This window comes from Flavobacterium pokkalii (assembly GCF_014596575.1).
Classification (GTDB): Bacteria; Bacteroidota; Bacteroidia; order Flavobacteriales; family Flavobacteriaceae; genus Flavobacterium; species Flavobacterium pokkalii.
Genome location: NZ_NASZ01000035.1, coordinates 1 through 17,058 on the forward strand (window position 1 = coordinate 1; position 17,058 = coordinate 17,058).

The 17,058-nt window shown below is 34.8% G+C and carries 18 protein-coding genes; 12 read left to right on the forward strand and 6 right to left on the reverse strand.

Features of this window, described 5'->3' with window-relative positions:
- Both B6A10_RS15735 and B6A10_RS15740 read right to left on the reverse strand, forming a co-directional pair.
- Positions 1-1,986, reverse strand: a 1,986-nt coding sequence (locus tag B6A10_RS15735; protein WP_188221624.1) for an MBG domain-containing protein, incomplete at its 3' end; no start/stop codon positions are given.
- A gap of 201 nt (positions 1,987-2,187) precedes the next feature.
- Entirely contained in the window at positions 2,188-3,231 is a 1,044-nt protein-coding gene (locus B6A10_RS15740) for a sensor histidine kinase (protein ID WP_188221625.1), read from the reverse strand.
- Between the two features lie 107 nt (positions 3,232-3,338).
- Here B6A10_RS15740 and B6A10_RS15745 point away from each other — a divergent pair, with 107 nt between their 5' ends.
- Together B6A10_RS15745 and B6A10_RS15750 are read left to right on the forward strand one after the other, a co-directional pair.
- Positions 3,339-3,995 carry an SGNH/GDSL hydrolase family protein gene (locus tag B6A10_RS15745; protein WP_238929430.1) on the forward strand — a complete coding sequence of 219 codons (657 nt, stop codon included), beginning with the start codon at positions 3,339-3,341 and terminating at the stop codon, positions 3,993-3,995.
- Between the two features lie 10 nt (positions 3,996-4,005).
- Positions 4,006-4,992, forward strand: coding sequence for an aldo/keto reductase (locus B6A10_RS15750; protein WP_188221626.1), 987 nt, complete (start codon positions 4,006-4,008; stop codon positions 4,990-4,992).
- A gap of 44 nt (positions 4,993-5,036) precedes the next feature.
- Here B6A10_RS15750 and B6A10_RS15755 read toward each other — a convergent pair whose 3' ends face one another.
- Entirely contained in the window at positions 5,037-5,933 is an 897-nt protein-coding gene (locus tag B6A10_RS15755) for a LysR family transcriptional regulator (RefSeq protein WP_188221627.1), read from the reverse strand.
- Positions 5,934-6,033: 100 nt separating this feature from the next.
- Between B6A10_RS15755 and B6A10_RS15760 the strand changes: the two genes are divergently transcribed.
- The gene (locus tag B6A10_RS15760; RefSeq protein ID WP_188221628.1) at positions 6,034-6,645 is read left to right on the forward strand and encodes an NAD(P)H-dependent oxidoreductase; all 612 of its coding nucleotides are present in this window, start codon (positions 6,034-6,036) and stop codon (positions 6,643-6,645) included.
- Between the two features lie 66 nt (positions 6,646-6,711).
- Here the strand turns inward: B6A10_RS15760 and B6A10_RS15765 are convergent, their stop codons facing one another.
- Positions 6,712-7,161 carry a hypothetical protein gene (locus B6A10_RS15765; RefSeq protein ID WP_188221629.1) on the reverse strand — a complete coding sequence of 150 codons (450 nt, stop codon included), beginning with the start codon at positions 7,159-7,161 and terminating at the stop codon, positions 6,712-6,714.
- 200 nt (positions 7,162-7,361) lie between these two features.
- Between B6A10_RS15765 and ilvD the strand changes: the two genes are divergently transcribed.
- The 8 genes from ilvD (at position 7,362) to B6A10_RS15805 (ending at position 14,419) form a co-directional block, all read left to right on the forward strand.
- A complete protein-coding gene (gene ilvD, locus B6A10_RS15770) occupies positions 7,362-9,050 on the forward strand; it encodes a dihydroxy-acid dehydratase (protein ID WP_188221630.1) in 1,689 nt (562 codons plus the stop codon).
- 250 nt (positions 9,051-9,300) lie between these two features.
- Positions 9,301-10,002, forward strand: a complete 702-nt coding sequence (locus B6A10_RS15775; RefSeq protein WP_188221631.1) for an SIMPL domain-containing protein — start codon at positions 9,301-9,303, stop codon at positions 10,000-10,002.
- A 147-nt stretch (positions 10,003-10,149) separates the two neighbouring features.
- Entirely contained in the window at positions 10,150-10,380 is a 231-nt protein-coding gene (locus tag B6A10_RS15780) for a hypothetical protein (RefSeq protein ID WP_188221632.1), read from the forward strand.
- Positions 10,371-10,688, forward strand: coding sequence for a type II toxin-antitoxin system RelE/ParE family toxin (locus B6A10_RS15785; protein ID WP_188221633.1), 318 nt, complete (start codon positions 10,371-10,373; stop codon positions 10,686-10,688). Before B6A10_RS15780 ends, B6A10_RS15785 begins: the two co-directional genes overlap by 10 nt.
- Before the next feature lie 31 nt (positions 10,689-10,719).
- Positions 10,720-11,421, forward strand: coding sequence for a hypothetical protein (locus B6A10_RS15790; RefSeq protein ID WP_188221634.1), 702 nt, complete (start codon positions 10,720-10,722; stop codon positions 11,419-11,421).
- A 188-nt stretch (positions 11,422-11,609) separates the two neighbouring features.
- On the forward strand, positions 11,610-13,022 hold the full coding sequence (gene rlmD, locus B6A10_RS15795; protein WP_188221635.1) for a 23S rRNA (uracil(1939)-C(5))-methyltransferase RlmD: 1,413 nt from the start codon (positions 11,610-11,612) through the stop codon (positions 13,020-13,022).
- Between the two features lie 79 nt (positions 13,023-13,101).
- Positions 13,102-13,626: a DUF6452 family protein gene (locus tag B6A10_RS15800; protein WP_188221636.1), complete on the forward strand. Its 525-nt coding sequence runs from the start codon at positions 13,102-13,104 to the stop codon at positions 13,624-13,626.
- A complete protein-coding gene (locus B6A10_RS15805) occupies positions 13,598-14,419 on the forward strand; it encodes a DUF6048 family protein (RefSeq protein ID WP_188221637.1) in 822 nt (273 codons plus the stop codon). The genes B6A10_RS15800 and B6A10_RS15805 overlap by 29 nt, the downstream gene beginning before the upstream one ends.
- A gap of 178 nt (positions 14,420-14,597) precedes the next feature.
- Here the strand turns inward: B6A10_RS15805 and B6A10_RS15810 are convergent, their stop codons facing one another.
- Both B6A10_RS15810 and B6A10_RS15815 read right to left on the reverse strand, forming a co-directional pair.
- Positions 14,598-14,834 (reverse strand): hypothetical protein, encoded by a 237-nt coding sequence (locus tag B6A10_RS15810; protein ID WP_026715167.1) that lies wholly within the window; start codon positions 14,832-14,834, stop codon positions 14,598-14,600.
- 59 nt (positions 14,835-14,893) lie between these two features.
- Positions 14,894-16,057: a THUMP domain-containing class I SAM-dependent RNA methyltransferase gene (locus tag B6A10_RS15815; RefSeq protein ID WP_188221638.1), complete on the reverse strand. Its 1,164-nt coding sequence runs from the start codon at positions 16,055-16,057 to the stop codon at positions 14,894-14,896.
- 162 nt (positions 16,058-16,219) lie between these two features.
- On the opposite strand from B6A10_RS15815, the gene B6A10_RS15820 reads away from it, so the two are divergent.
- A complete protein-coding gene (locus B6A10_RS15820) occupies positions 16,220-16,984 on the forward strand; it encodes a class I SAM-dependent methyltransferase (RefSeq protein ID WP_188221639.1) in 765 nt (254 codons plus the stop codon).
- Positions 16,985-17,058 lie beyond the last annotated feature (74 nt).

Here is a 17,058-nt window from a genome sequence, read left to right on the forward strand (position 1 = left end):
TCCTGAGGTAATTTGATAAGTCAACGCAGGATCAGTATCTCCGTAAGTTTTGGACTTAGCATCTGCTGTGATTTCTATTGAACGTTTGTCGATAGTCAACAATCCATTGGTTGGAGTTACATTGTAATTGGGATTTGAACCTAAAGTAACTGTAATTGGGTAATCACCAACAGATGAAAATTGGGCTGCTGTGGTTGCTAAAGAATAATCCAAAACATCGCCATTCACCGTTCCGGTAACAGAGGCATCTAATGTTGGATTCAAATCTCCATAAGTTTTAGATTTGGCATTAGCTGTTACGGTAGCTGCTTTTGGAGTAATTACCACCGTAACCAATGTTCTAGTTGCGCTTTTACAACCCGATGTTGTATTTCTGGCTTCCGCATAAGCAGAATAGGTTCCTACATTCGTACCTACAGGAGCAACTGTCGGTATTGTACCGGTAGCGGTTGTGTACCAATCAATTTCTTCTCCAAGATTCGAAGTAGCCGTTCCTGTATGGGAAGCTCCATCATAAACTCCGGAATAATTTACTGCTGTTGGTGCAGTTGGTAAAGCAAGAACATGAATGGTTTTATTTGCTGCTTTAGAACAGCCTGTATTTACATCAGTAACAGTATAGGTAACACTTACATCACCGGAAGTTATACCTGTAACTAAACCATTAGTGCTTACTGTTGCTATTGCAGGATCAGCACTACTCCAAACACCTCCTAAAGTAGCATTTGACAATTGAAAAGAAGAACCTTCACAAACATTAGTCGTTCCACCAGGCAATATAGATGCGACAACTGGTATTGGATTAACCTCGTAAGTTAAAACATTTGATTCAGCAGAACAGCCAATACCATTAAGTGTTGAAGTGGCTATTCTTTTAAAAGATGTAGTTGTTGCAAAAGAATCTGGATTATACTGACTAGATGTTGCTGAAGTAACAGTTGTCCAATTTCCTCCGTTATCTGTACTCACTTGCCAAATATAACTAATTGTCCCCAAACCACTAGCTGCCATAACCTCTGATGTTATACCCGGATTTAAAGTTCCACAACCCGGACCTGGCTGCGTTGCTCCTTTTCCTATTACTCCGGGATTGACACCGTTAATTACAACATCAATTTTTGCTCTTGGACTTTCACACCCTATCGTTTGACTCACATAATAACTTGTAGTTCCTAATGAAGTTGTAGAAGGAGTTGGTGCCGTAGTACTTCCTGTTCCACCTGAAGCTGATGTGTACCATAATAAATTGTCACCAGTTGCTGTTAAAGGATTTGATGAAGATCCTTGACAATAAGTTACGGGACTGTTTACTGTAGGTGCCGCAGGTGCAATACATGCGCCATAATTACCAGCTATTGTTGTAGAACCATTTGTCTGTATGTTTGTAGGTGAAATAGGGGTTGTACTTAAAAGACTATAAGTATTTACCCCATCGGTGATTATAGAAGGATAAGTAAATGAATAAATCCCTGTCAATGCTATATTATTTGATGCTCCACTTCCACTTGTTGAAAATGTTACAGAACCAGAAATAGAACCAGAATAGCTAACTGTCACATTAATACCATTTGGTAACCCTGTTGTAGTAAACTTTACATTAGCATCCGTAAAAAAAACTTCATAAGTGAACCCCGAAGACGAACCTAAAGCACCAAGCATTAAATCGGCACCTAACTCACAATCATTCACATACCAGGAAGCCGTAAAATTCCCATTTTCATCAGCCACGGTTGTCCAGGATTCATGAGGTTGGGGAGTTACATGTCCGCAATCTACATCGGGATTTGTAAGATTATCCACTTCTAGTATTACCGTTTCTCCGGGTTGCCAGCCCGAACCGCTAATATAAACGGTTTCGCCCGGAGCATAATCTAAATCGGCCTGGTCAAGCATTACAATTTGACCAAAAGAGATATTGGCAAACAGTAAATTAGTAATCAAAAAAACAAAAAATAAAAATCGGGAAAAGGGTAGAATTGTTTTCATACGCAATGAATTAAAATAAACAAAGTATGCCAAATCGTAATTATTTGAAATAACAGAAAACATCATTAATTGACCTGAATTTCAAAAAACCGTAACTAATTTATACAATTAGTCATACAATATTTTACATTGTCGATGAACGCACAAAAAAAACTACCAACTACATAATCAACATTTTAGATTTTATTATTAAGAATATTTCTAAAAAGAAATCGTAAAAGTTGCTCCTTTATTTTTCCCCTCGCTAGTGGCTGTCAGGTGACCATTATTCTTTTCTATAATTTGCCGGCACAAATACAAACCAATTCCGGTAGAAGATTCGTTAGAAGTTCCTAACCTACTCATTTTAGTAAATTTATCAAACATTTTTTGACTGTTTTCACTATCAAAACCAACCCCTTTATCTATCACTTTTATATGTAATCCTTTTTCGTCCTGAAAACTTTGGATTTCGATTACCGAGTCGAAAAAAGAAAACTTAACTGCATTACTCATTAAATTATAAATCACCCGGGTTAATAATTCGGGATTAATGACCAGTTGCAGCGTTTTTAAATCTAATTTTTTAACCAATTGAATTCTCTTGGCATTCGCAGATTGAAAAATTTGATTTTCAACCACCTGAATTATATTTTCCAAATCAACCAACTTAACATCCGGACTGGTTTGTAACATTTCATCCTGTTCTTTCAGCATTTGGATAAAATTTTGAATGTATTGATATTGCTCAGTTGAGGATTCACAAATCAACTGCGCCAATTCTTTCACTTCATCAGAAGGATTGGTTTCTAAAATCAACGTAGCCAAAGATTTTGGATTCCCTGCAAAAGTTTTTAAATCATGCGAAAGCAGATAAATCAAATCCTGCTTCTCAGTTATAAACGACTCACTTTCTAAAATAGAATCGTGGATATTAAACAATAACAATCCTGCTTCATCCGAAAAATGTACCGGCAAATTAACAATTGTTCTTTTAAATTTATAATCATTTAATGCTTTGGATGCCAATTCAATGGGCTGAATTAATTTTTTCAGAATCCATAAGGTTACTCCAGTAGCAATCAATGTCATAACCAACGAAAAGACTAATAAACCGGCAACCGAAAAATCCCCTTTGGCAAATAGCACAAAAAGTAAAATTCCAATTAAAGGAATATGAATTCCTATGAAAGCAACAAACAAAAACTTAAAAGCATAACTTTTCTTTAAAAAACTTATAGCGGATAATTTTTCATACAATTTCATATCACTTAAATTTGAAACTGTTCAAATGTACGAAAAAACAACACAAAAAATAGTCGCTTTTTTATTCTCAATTTCACCAAGTGCAGGCTAAAATAAATTTATTAGCTTTGCTCTTATCGAAATCAGTAAACAAACTCATGCAGGACTGGCCTTATTTAAAAAAATACCAAAAAGAAAATGCTCAATTAGGCGAACCCAAAACAGGCGAAAAAAGAGTGGTGTTTATGGGCGATTCGATTACGGAATTCTGGAGTAAAGAACATTCATTTTTTTCTCAAAATCCTACTTTCATCAACAGAGGCATCAGCGGACAAACCACACCTCAGATGTTAGTGCGCTTTAGAGCGGATGTCATTGAATTAAAACCAAAAATTGTTGTAATTTTAGCAGGAGGCAACGACATTGCCGGAAATACAGGTCTTTCTGACAGCAAAATGATTTGTAACAATATTTTTTCAATGATTGAATTGGCTCAAATTCATCAAATAAAAGTAATTCTTTGTTCCGTTTTGCCGGCGAATTATTTTTATTGGAATCCCAAGGAAAAACCGGCACATCGGATTATCGAATTAAACACTATTTTAAAAGAATACGCGTTGTTAAATCACATTCCTTTTGTCGATTATTTTTCAGTAATGACAAACAACGAAAATGGTTTAAAAACCGAATTATCCGAAGACCACGTTCATCCCAATACTGCAGGCTACGAAATTATGAGCCCGATGATTGAAAACGCTATTAAAAAAACTTTAAATAACAACTAAAAAAAATACCATGAACTATCGAAAACTAGGAAAAACTAATTTTGAAATATCCGAAATTGCACTCGGAACCTGGCAGGTAGGCGGAAAATGGGGTTCTCCATTTAATGATCAGTCAGCCGACGAACTTTTGAACACAGCTATCGATAAAGGCATCAACTTTATTGATACTGCTGATGTGTATGAAAACGGTTTAAGTGAAAAAGCAGTAGGGAGACTTATTCGTTCCCGTTCCGAACGTATTTATGTGGCTACCAAATGTGGTCGTCACATCAATCCGCATGTAAATGAAGGTTACCAACCTAAAGTGTTGCAAAAATATGTAGAAGACAGTTTACAAAGATTAGGCTTAGAAACACTGGATTTAATTCAGCTGCACTGTCCTCCTACCGAAGTTTTTTACCGCCCTGAAATTTTTGAACTTTTTGACAAATTAAAAAAAGAAGGGAAAATTCAAAATCTGGGAGTCAGTGTCGAAAAAGTAGAAGAAGGTCTCAAAGCCATGGAGTTTGAAAATGTAACTTCGATTCAAATTATTTTCAATTTGTTCAGACAGCGTCCATCCGAATTACTTTTTGATCAGGCTAAGAAAAAAGACATCGGAATAATAGCCCGTGTACCTCTTGCCAGTGGACTTTTGACCGGAAAATTCTCTGAGAAATCTATTTTTGACAGCAAAGACCATCGTTTTTTCAACCGCGAAGGTGCAGCATTCGACAAAGGAGAAACTTTCTCAGGAGTAAATTATGAATTAGGTCTAATTGCGGTTAACGAACTGAAAAAATTATTCCCTGAAGTTGCAAATTTGGCTCCAATTGCCCTGCAATGGATTTTAAGTTTTAAAGAAGTAAGCTGTATTATTCCGGGAGCTTCAACTGAAAGTCATGTTATATCTAATCTTTCTGCTCTGGATTTACCGGCTTTAACTCCTGAAAAAATTGCCGCTATGAACGAAATTTACAATCATTACATCAAAAAAGAAGTACATAATTTGTGGTAGAATAAAGTATCAACCCAGATTGATTTTTTTCCTTCTGGGTTGAATTACAACATCACTTTTCGAAACAAATCCTTGATTAAATCCAGTTCTTTCCCGTAAGCGGTGTTTTTTCTGTTGGCAAAATAAAGAGTGTTTTCTAACTTTGAATGTCCTTCCCAAAGCAATTTTACGGCGCCGTTTGCTATTTCTTTTTGACATAAAAAATCAGGAATAACAGCCAGTCCATTGGCATTACTTAAACAACGAACTATTGAATGAATATTTGGAACAATATAATTGGGTCTGAAATCAGGAAAATTGCCAAAATTCAATTGCCAAAAACGAAAAAGATGCTCCATATCCCCTGTGGTTCCATACCACTTTTGCGTTTTTAAATAACTTTCTGCCTCTGCATATTTTTTTTGTTTTACTAACTGCTGAAATTCCGAATCATCAAGCTGACTACCTCCCACTAAAACAATGGTTTCAGAAGAAAAAGCTTCATAGCAAATATTGGACGAATTCCCTTTTTGCGGCGAAATGATTAAATCTAAAATTCCTTTATCCAAATTATCCAGCATTTCCGGATATTCACCAAAACGAATAATCACATTAAAAGGCAAAGTCGAAATATATTGCTCTAGGGTAATTTGAAAAGTTTCAAAACACATCCCTATACTAATAGTCGGCGTGTGTTTTTCGGTACTTCGTTGAAAATTCTTTTCGGCTTCTTCCAGTATTTTCAAGCCTTCGGCAATAGCATTATACAATATCTTTCCCCTTTCGGTTGGAATCATTTTGCGACCTGTACGGTCAAAAAGTTTGTAACCCACATAACTTTCTAAAGAACTTAAATGTAAACTCACTCCCGGCTGGGATATAAACAAAGCATCGGCAGCACTGGTGAGTGTCCCCGTTTTATAAATCGCTTTAAAGGTGCGATACCATTCCAAATTAACCATAACAAATTATTAAAATTATAATACAAATGTATAATTTATATTATTTTAATAATACAAAAACCTCCTGTAACTTTGTAACAACAAAAAAAGAAAACAACTTATGAAAAAGATACTCATCATTAATGCAGGACAAAATTTTGGCCATTCAGGCGGATTATTCAACAATACCATTACCGAAACAACTCAAAAATTCTTTAGTCAATCTAACGATGTTATTATTCAAACCACAACCATAGAAAATGGTTATGCTGCGGAAGAAGAAGTGGGTAAATTTGCCTGGGCCGATGTTATTATCTACCACACACCAGTATGGTGGTTTCAGGTACCGCACAATTTTAAAAAATACATTGACGAAGTGTTTACTGCCGGACACAACAAAGGAATTTACCGCAGCGACGGCAGAAAAGCCGACAATCCGGAAATCAATTATGGAACCGGAGGATTGATGCAGGGCAAAAAATACATGCTCACCACCACATGGAACGCGCCCGCAACTGCTTTTACGCTTCCGGGAGAATTTTTCGATCAAAAATCGGTGGATGAGGGTGCTTTCTTTGGTTTTCACAGGATGAACGCTTTTACCGGAATGACTCCACTAAAAAGTTATCATTTTCATGATGTAGAAAAAAATGCCAATATTGAAAAAGACATGAAATCTTATCAAAAACATTTAGAAGCAACATTCTCAGATTGTCTGATTGCTTTAAACTAAAAAGTAAAATCCGTCTCTATCCCGATAGCTATCGGGAATCGGGACGGATTATTTTTCGAATTATTTTTATTCTTTTATTTCTTCAAAAACAAACTCAGGATTACTGTAATCAATTGGCTCGCCTTTTAAAAAAGAAGGAATTCCCATGTAAACTGAAATAACTCCTTTACCTAAAAGCAATTTCTTTTTTCGTTTCAACAAAGCAATCGGATAGCGTTTTAAAACTCCGCCGCCGTAAGGCATATAATAGAAACTGCCTTTGATGGTATCACCAACAATAATTCCTCTCACTTCTCCGGAATCTTTTTGAAAACCATTGTACCGAATTTCATATTGCCCAAAAAACCGATTGTCTTCCAGCTTTGTAAAGCGTAACAAAGCAGTATCCTTATCTTTTATTGCCCGATAAAAAAGCTCTTGACCGTTTTTTATACTATTGTCACAACTAAAAAACACAAAGCAAAAAATAACCAAAACTAAAATTGTGCTGATTTTTATTTTTAAAATACTATTCATCCTGATAAATCTTAAAAACAAAGGTATCAATAGAATAATAAATTCAGTAGAACTTTTCTAAATATAACGTTTTAACGCAATATTATCACTGCTTTTCTATTTACGGCAAAGATTTAACTTAAAAGATTACCTATCTTTGCGCCCAGAAAAAAAATTATAATCATACAACTTTTAAAAAGTATATAAAATCAGGTTTTATTATGAGAAGTGATGAAGTAAAAAAAGGACATCAAAGAACACCGCATAGATCATTATTCAGAGCAACTGGATTAAAAGATGAAGATTTTGACAAACCATTCATTGGAGTTGCCAATTCGTACATCGAAATTATTCCGGGACATTTCTTTTTAGATCGTGTATCCAGAGTGATTAAAGAAGAAATCAAAGCCAATGGCTGTGTACCTTTTGAATTCAACACTATCGGAGTAGATGACGGTATTGCCATGGGGCATGACGGAATGCTTTTTTCATTACCTTCTCGTGAAATTATCGCCAATTCTATCGAATCGGTGATGAATGCACATAAATTGGATGCTATGATTGCAATTCCAAACTGTGATAAAATCGTACCGGGTATGATTATGGGTGCTTTACGTGTAGATGTGCCTACTATTTTCGTAAGTGGTGGACCAATGAAAAAAGGACATACTAAAGACGGTGTGCCTATCGATTTGGCAACTGCTTTTGAGGCTGTTGGAAAACACGAATTGGGTGAAATTACCGATGAAGAATTAAAAGATATCGAGTGTAATGCTTGTCCTAGTGGAGGAAGTTGTTCTGGTATGTTTACCGCTAACTCTATGAATACGTTGATGGAAGCCATGGGAATTGCCCTTCCGGGTAACGGAACAATCTTAGCTTTAACAAAAGAGCGTGAAGAATTATACCGTCAGGCGGCAAGAAGAATTTGCGAAATTGCCAAAGACGCTGCGCAAACAGAAAAATTCAAATTGAAAAATATCCTTAACGAAAAAGCCGTACGTAATGCATTTGCAGTAGATATGGCTATGGGTGGAAGTTCGAATACTGTTTTACACATGTTGGCTATTGCCAAAGAAGCGAATGTAGACTTCAACTTAGAAGACATCAACAGCATCTCTAAAAGAGTTTCACATATTGCTAAAATCTCTCCAAGTTTATCAACCGTTCACATGGAAGACATCAATACTGCAGGAGGTGTAAATGCGGTGATGAAAGAAATGACCAAGCGTGGTGATGATATTTTATTAGACAACTTAACCATTACCGGAGAAACACTTCACGAAAAAATCAAAGATGCTTATATCAAAGATACTAATATCATCCACACTATTGACAATCCATATTCTGCTGTAGGTGGATTGGCTGTTTTATACGGAAATCTTGCTGAGCAGGGAGCGGTTATTAAAACTGCCGGAATTACCGGAGATCGTGTATTTACTGGAAAAGCCGTTTGTTTTGACGGACAACCGGAAGCTATCGAAGGAATTTTGGGTGGTAAAGTAAAAGCGGGTGATGTAGTAGTTATCCGTTACGAAGGACCAAAAGGAGGACCTGGTATGCAGGAAATGTTGGCTCCTACTTCCTTAATTATGGGAATGGGATTGGGTAGCAAAGTTGCCTTAATTACTGATGGACGTTTTAGTGGAGCCACTCGTGGTGCTTCTATTGGTCACGTTTCTCCTGAAGCTGCCGAAGGTGGAATGATTGGTTTATTGAAAGATGGTGACGAAATCCACATTGACGTGGACCAATACATCTTATCTGTTAACTTATCTGACGAAGAAATCGCAAAAAGAAAGGCAGAATTTGTTCCGTTGAAAAAAGAATTAACATCAAGATGGTTAGGTCAATACCGTTCTCTGGTTACTAACGCTAGTAACGGAGCAATCTTAAGATCGGATTTATAATTTTTAAATTGAAAAATTAAAAGATTTAATGATTTAAAAAATTCAATCTTTAACATACGAAACCTCGTTTTCTTCTTTTGGGTGAAAACGAGGTTTTTTTTATGACATCAAATAATCTCTTGTAAGAATATTTTATATATTTGAAAACAATAAAGCGAAACAAACTTTCGCTTATCTACCCGATTTTGGGTGTTTATACGAAAGTTTGTTTCACTTAATACAAGTTGTGCGTAATATTAAAACCGAAAATATGAATAAAAATCTTTTAACAATTATTCTGCTGACATTAACAACTTTGACATTTGCTCAAAAGAATTTTATTGACCAACCATTTGTTGAAACTACTGCAAAAGTTGACACACTTGTTGTGCCTGACAAAATTTATATTTCAATTAATTTGAACGAAGCGGATAGTAAAAACAAAAAATCAGTTGAGGAACAAGAAAAACAACTTGAAACAACTTTGAAAAATTTGAACATTGATACTGAAAAAGACTTATCGCTTTTAGACTTTTCAAGCAATTTCAAAAGTTTCTTTTTAAAAGGTCAAAATGTAATTAAGTCTAAAATGTATTCTCTAATAGTTAAAAATGCAGTAACAGCAGGAAAAGTATTAGCTGAATTAGAAAGTGTTGGAATTTCTAACGTTACAATAGAACGAACCGAATATTCCAAAGTAGAAAAACTATTACTCGATCTAAAATCAAAAGCAGTTGAAAAATCGAAATTGACAGCCGAAAGACTTGCAAAGCCGTTAAATCAAAAAATAGGAAAAGCTCTGTTTATATCTGACGTAAATACAATTTCAAATGCTTTGCAAGGACAAGCACCAGGAATTCAGATTAGAGGGATGTCAAGTATTTATGGTTCAAGAGCAACAGAACCAATTTTTACTGAATTTCAAAAAGTAAAGTTTGAAGTACAAGTAAACGTAAAATATGTAATTGAATAAAATTACTGCTCCTCTTTTGGGTAAACGAGGTTTTTCAATTAAAAAACTATATATCAAAAACTTGACAATATTAAAAAATATAATTTCATCAAAAATTCATAACCGATATAAATAGATTTTGTAATTTTGGTCTAAAATTTAAATGCTATGAATTTAGAAGCCAGAAAAATATCGTTTATTCAGGAATTCCTTAAAATACAGAGCGAGGAAACTATTTCTCGATTGGAAAGTATTTTGAAAAAAGAAAAAACAGATACTTTTCAACCTATGAGTAGAGAAAAACTGAATCAGCGTATTGACCAATCTTTAGATGACGCCAAAAAAGGAAAAACAACCGAAGTAAATGACTTAATTTCTGAGATAGAGAAATGGAGCTAAAAATTTACTGGACCGATTTTTCTAAAACACAACTTCGAGATATTTTCGAATACTACAAAGAAAATACAAGTTTAAAAGTCGCTAAAAATATAACTCTTGGAATAGCGAAAGAAAGTTTAAAACTACAAAAGCAACCCAAAATAGGTCAAATTGAAGAATTACTTATTGACAGACCAAATGAGTTTAGATATTTAGTTTACAAAAACCACAAAATAATCTATAGGATTAATAAAGCTGAAAATCGTATCGAAATTATTGATGTCTTTGATTCCAGACAGAATCCTGTTAATTTGAAACGAACTAAGTAATTAGATTTTCTTAAATTTTGTAATTTACAATATGATTAATAAAACCGACATCAAAAAATTAGTAATTGAACATAAAAAAAGTACACTAAAAAATCATTGGAAAGATGCATTCTTTAGAAATACAATAAAATACAGTGGAGAAATCAAATCTAATCAAATTTTACTATGGCGTTCATCTGAATTTTTAAGGGGATATTATCCAATTTATATATTAAACTTTGATAGAAACGAAAATCTTAAAGAAATAAAAATTGAAAAAAATCCATATCATAAATATTCAGAAAAATTTACTTTTATCTTTTTTCTAATTTTAGTGATTTTATTAGCAATATTTGAAAATTTACAAACTTCATTAATTTTTGCAACAGGTCTTTCAGTAATTATTTTTCTATTGCAGTTAATTTTATCAAAGGCAAGAAAATACGAAACAAACCTTTTAACTAAAGAACTTAAAGATACTATTCAAAATATTGAACAAAAGAAAAATCCTGAATTAATAATAGAATCTGAAGAAGAAGAAAACGAGTTTACTACACCTAAATTTTTTACAAGATTATTTCTTTATCCTTTCTGCATATTTTTCATTTGGTTTTTTATAACTTATTTATCGCCAAAAGAAATGAATATCAAAATATTTATTGGTATTGGTATTGTTTTAACTTATCTGATAAGCGACTTAATCTTGCTATTCAAAAAAAAGTCAAAAAGTAAGTCAGTTCGAGTTGAAAACTAATTTGCGACAGAAATTAGTTTGAAGTATCGAGAACACTTATATAAACGAAACTTCTCGATAAAATTTTTCTTCATTTCATTACGAAAAATCACTCGAAGTGACGTTTACAACTATAACAAAAAACACTCTTTTCAAAAATATTTCCCAATTTGAATTTATAAAAGCGCGCAAAAACTTATTTTTGCGCCATGGGTAGAAAAAATACAGACAAAGTTGTCTTTCATCAGATAAAAGTCCTTGATGCAGGAGCAAAAGGCGTTTCGGTAGCGAAGGCTCCGGATGGTAAAGTAATCTTTATCCCGAATGTAGTTCCGGGAGATGTGGTTGATGTGCAAACTTTCAAAAAACGCAAGGCGTATTACGAAGGAAAAGCCGTTAAATTCCACGAATTATCTGAGCATCGCGTAGAACCAATTTGTGAGCATTTTGGTGTTTGCGGCGGTTGCAAATGGCAAAACATGAACTACAATCAGCAATTGTTTTTCAAACAAAACGAGGTAAAAAACCATTTGCAGCGTATTGGAAAAATAGAATTGCCGGAATTCGAACCCATTTTAGGCTCTGAAAAACAGTTTTTCTACAGAAACAAAATGGAATTTTCGTTTTCCAATAGCCGTTGGTTAACCGAAGCGGAAATCGGAAGCAGCGAAGAATTAGACAATAAAAATGCTCTAGGATTCCACATCCCAAAAATGTGGGACAAAATTCTGGACATCAAAAAATGTCATCTACAGGAAGATCCATCGAATGCGATTCGCAACGAAGTGCGTGATTTTGCCAATGCAAACGGACTGACTTTCTTTAATCCAAGAGAACATTCCGGATTATTGAGAACCTTGATGTTGCGCACAGCTTCGACCGGAGAAATTATGGTTTTGATTCAGTTTTTTGAAGACGATCAAGCCAACAGAGAATTACTATTGGATCATTTGCATGCCAAATTCCCTCAGATTACTTCCCTGCAATATGTGGTAAACAATAAAGCCAACGATACTTTGTACGATCAAAATATTATTTTGTACAAAGGCCGAGATTATATTTTGGAAGAAATGGAAGGTTTGAAATTTAGCATTAATGCGAAATCTTTTTACCAAACCAACTCGGATCAGGCGTATGAATTGTACAAAATCACGAGAGATTTTGCCGGATTAACCGGAAATGAAACCGTTTACGATTTATATACCGGGACAGGAACGATTGCGCAATTCGTTTCTAAAAAAGCAAAAAAGGTAATTGGTGTTGAAAGTGTTCCTGATGCTATTAAGGACGCCAAAGCCAATGCCGAACGCAATAACATTGACAATTGTGAGTTCTTTGTAGGAGATATGAAAGTGGTTTTCAACGACGCTTTTATTGCTCAGCACGGACAACCGGATGTGATTATCACCGATCCTCCACGTGACGGTATGCACAAAGATGTAGTAGAACAAATCCTGAAAATTGCTCCCGAAAAAGTGGTATATGTGAGCTGTAACTCGGCTACACAGGCTCGTGATTTAGCTTTGATGGACGAAAAATACAAAGTTTCCAAAGTACGTCCGGTAGATATGTTCCCGCAAACCCATCATGTGGAAAATGTAGTTTTATTGGAAAGAAGATAATTAGTACTTAGTACCTAGTCCTTAGTAGGTTCAAATAAGCTGCCAAGGACTAAGGACTGAGGACTGACAACTAAAAAACATGAAGAAAATACTTTTATTACTGTTTGCACTTAGCCTCTCCTTCTCCGCTTGTGAGAAAGACGATATTTGCGATGCCAATACGGTTACAACACCACGGCTTGTGATTACATTTTATGATTACAACAATGCTTCGGCAGAGAAAAATGTGACTAATCTGAGCATTTTTGGCGATGGTATGGAAGAAGCTGTAACCTACAACGGAAGTACTTTATTCAATGGAAGTACCATTTCTATTCCGCTAAAAGTAGATGTTGATGTAACTAAATTTCATTTTATTCTGAATTACGGTAGTACTAATGTTGCAGCTCCTGCTAATGAAGATATCATTGAATTCAATTACAACAGAGAAAACATCTTTGTTTCCCGTGCCTGTGGTTTTAAAACAAATTTTGTTTTGGACGCTACAAATCCATTTATTCACACTGATGCAGCAACTGCCGATCAAAAATGGATTCAATATGTTGCAGTTGAAAATAGTAATATAACTAACGAAAATGAAACACACCTTGCGATATATTTTTAGTAGTTTACTGTTTTTGTCTTTGTCTTTTGCCCAAGCGCAAGAAACCAAAACAGTTTCCAAAGACAGTGTGAGCGAAGGAGTGGTTCCTAAAAAAACTGCTGTTGCAAAAACTACAGCCACAACTACCAAAACCGATTCTATTGTACCACCGGTAAAAAAAGACCGTTACGGATTACATCTCGGAATCGATTTATTCAAATTAAGCCGTAGTTTTTATGACAAAGATTACACTGGTTTAGAATTAGTGGGAGATTACCGTCTTAGTAAAAAACATTATTTGGCTGCCGAAGTTGGAAATGAAAACAAAACCACCGATGACGAACGCGTGAATTTCACCACCAAAGGTTCCTATATCAAAGTAGGTTTTGATTACAACGGTTACGAAAACTGGCTGGATATGGAAAACATTATTTCTATTGGTTTGCGATATGGTTTCAGTACTTTTAACCAACAATTAAACACCTACAGAATTTACAACACCGACCAATATTTTGGAGAAACACCGGCTTTAACTTCCGGTCAAAAATACAATGGTTTAACCGCCAGCTGGATTGAAGTCGTTGCCGGAATGAAGGCTAAAGTATTCAACAATGTTTTCTTAGGTTTCAGTATTCGATTCAACCGATTAATCAGCAACAAACAACCAAGTGGTTTTGAAAATCTGTATATTCCGGGATTCAATCGCACTTATAATGGTGATTTTGGAGTAGGATTCAATTATACCGTAACTTATTTTGTTCCAATTTTCAAGAAAGTTGTAAAACCAGCTGAGAAGAAAACTGCGAAAAAGTAAGCAGGCTTCAGTCTGCAGAAAGCAGATTTTGGAACGAAGAATTAATGTAAAATAAAAAACCGCAGATTCGCAGATTATATTAGCGAATTTGCGGTTTTTATATGTTTATTTTTAATCTAATCTGAAATACTTACTGTAACTGTATTCTGCAGACTGCATTCTGGCATCTCCAATCTGGCTAACCAATTTCCTTTACATCTTTAGAAAAAATCCATTTCATAAATAATTTTTCTCCGTCTTTAGTTTTCACTGCCTGGAATTTCGGGCCAATTAATGTAGCTATTGCAAATGCTGTAAAAGGAATCCAAATCCCAGTCAATCCACTGTATTTTAGCACTAAAAAGCGAAATAAAATAAATAAAATAGCAAAACATCCTAATTGATATAAAAATGCTCTAACTTGTAATTTTGTCATAATTGATTTTTTGTAATTTTATGTTTTAAGTTAACTATTACACTCATAACTCATAAATTCTAACTTCTCTCCTGAAACTTTGTTCTTTTACTTCCTTCGTACATTTCGTATTTTACCAAACGAGCTTCGAGTCCGGCATTGAATAATTTTATTTTTCGTGAAGGTCTTAAGCCTACAAATTTCAAGGCGTCCAAATTTCCGGTGATAAACCAGGCATTCGTTCCCGGATAACTTTGTTTTAAAGTGTCGCCAATATTTTTATAAAATCGTTCCATATGGATATCCAAACGCTCATCGTAAGGCGGATTAAATACAATATGTAATTTGCCTTCCGAAGTTTTTTCTGTATCGAAAAAATTCTGTTCTGAAACCGTTACATATTCGTCCAAATTAGCATTTCGGATATTTTCTTTCGATTTCATCACCGCCGAAGGCGCTTTGTCATAACCTTTTATCGTATAATGAAACTCACGCACTTTCCCCAATAAACTATCGGTGATTTTGTCAAACAAATCATTATCCCAGTCTTTCCATTTTTCGAAAGCAAATTCTTTACGGTTGATGTTTGCCGGAATATTGCAGGCTATCATCGCTGCTTCAGCCAAAAAAGTTCCGGAACCACACATTGGATCCAAAAAGTCAGACTGACCATCCCAACCCGAAAGCAACAAAATTCCTGCTGCCAAAACCTCGTTTATCGGTGCAATATTCGTAGAAGTACGGTAACCACGCTGATTTAAAGGTTTTCCAGAAGTATCCAATGCCACTGAAACCTGATCTTTGTCGATGTGAATGTTGATTCTTAAATCCGGATAAGCCTTGTCAATACTCGGACGCTGACCGGTTCTTTCTCTAAACTGATCCACAATCGCATCCTTACATTTTTGAGAAACAAATTCGGAATGATTAAAATACTCCGAATGTACCGTAGTGTCAATCACAAAAGTTTGATTGGCGTTTAAATATTTTGACCAGTTTACCGCAGCAACACCTTTATACAACGCTTTTTCGTTATTGGCTCTAAAAGAATAAATTGGTTTTAAGATTTTCAATGCAGTTCTTAAGGACAAATTAGCCTTGTACATAAAGCCTTTGTCTCCTTTAAAACTCACCATTCGTACTCCCTGCTCGACTTGTTGCGCTCCTAAATTTCGTAATTCGGTAGCTAATATTTCTTCAAAACCAAAAAAGGTTTTAGCAATCATCTTAAAATTTTCTTCCATTTTATATTTTGATTAAAACAAACCCAATTTTCAACAAAATCAGATTTATAATAAATTTTATATTTTTTTTTGGCAATTCAAATACGTCGAATCGACTTGCTTTGCCAATTTTTCAGCAAAAATACACTAAATTTGCGGGATAGAATTAATTGAAAAGAATAAATGTCTGCAGTACAAAATCCAACAAATACAAATCAGGAAGAAACAAATGAAACATGGTTCAGTTCCTGGTTTGACACTCCTTACTATCACATCCTTTATAAAGAACGCAACGACCGTGAAGCACAGCTTTTCATGGACAATTTAACGCATTATTTAAATCTGCCGGAAAAAGCCAAAGTTTTGGATTTATGCTGTGGCAAAGGCCGTCACGCCATCTACCTGAACCAATTAGGATTTGATGTCATTGGTGCCGATTTATCCGAAAACAGCATTGCTGAAGCCAGTAATTTTTCAAATGAAAGTCTGCATTTTAAAGTACACGACATGCGCGAAGAATTTGAAGAAAAATACGATGCTATATTTAATTTGTTCACCAGTTTTGGTTATTTCGAAAATGACGATGACAATTTAGTCACTTTAAAAGCCATCAAAAACAGCTTAACCGATTACGGATTTGCAGTAATTGACTTTATGAATGTGCATCAGGTAATTGACTCTTTAGTTCCTGAAGAAGTAAAAACCGTGGACGGAATCGATTTTCACCTGAAACGTTATATTGCCGACGGACATATTTTTAAAGAAATTGACTTTGAAGACCAAGGCAAAAAATACCATTTTACCGAAAAAGTAAAAGCCCTGACGTTACAGGACTTTGAAGCCATGATGGAAGAAGCCGGCATTTACCTTTTGGATATTTTTGGCGATTACAAACTAAAGAAATTTCATAAAACAGAAAGCGAACGATTAATCATGATTTTTAAATAGATTGCTGTGTTTAACTGTTAATTTGTCCAAACGTTTCATCGAATAAACAAATCCGCGGTTAAACGATTAAAACA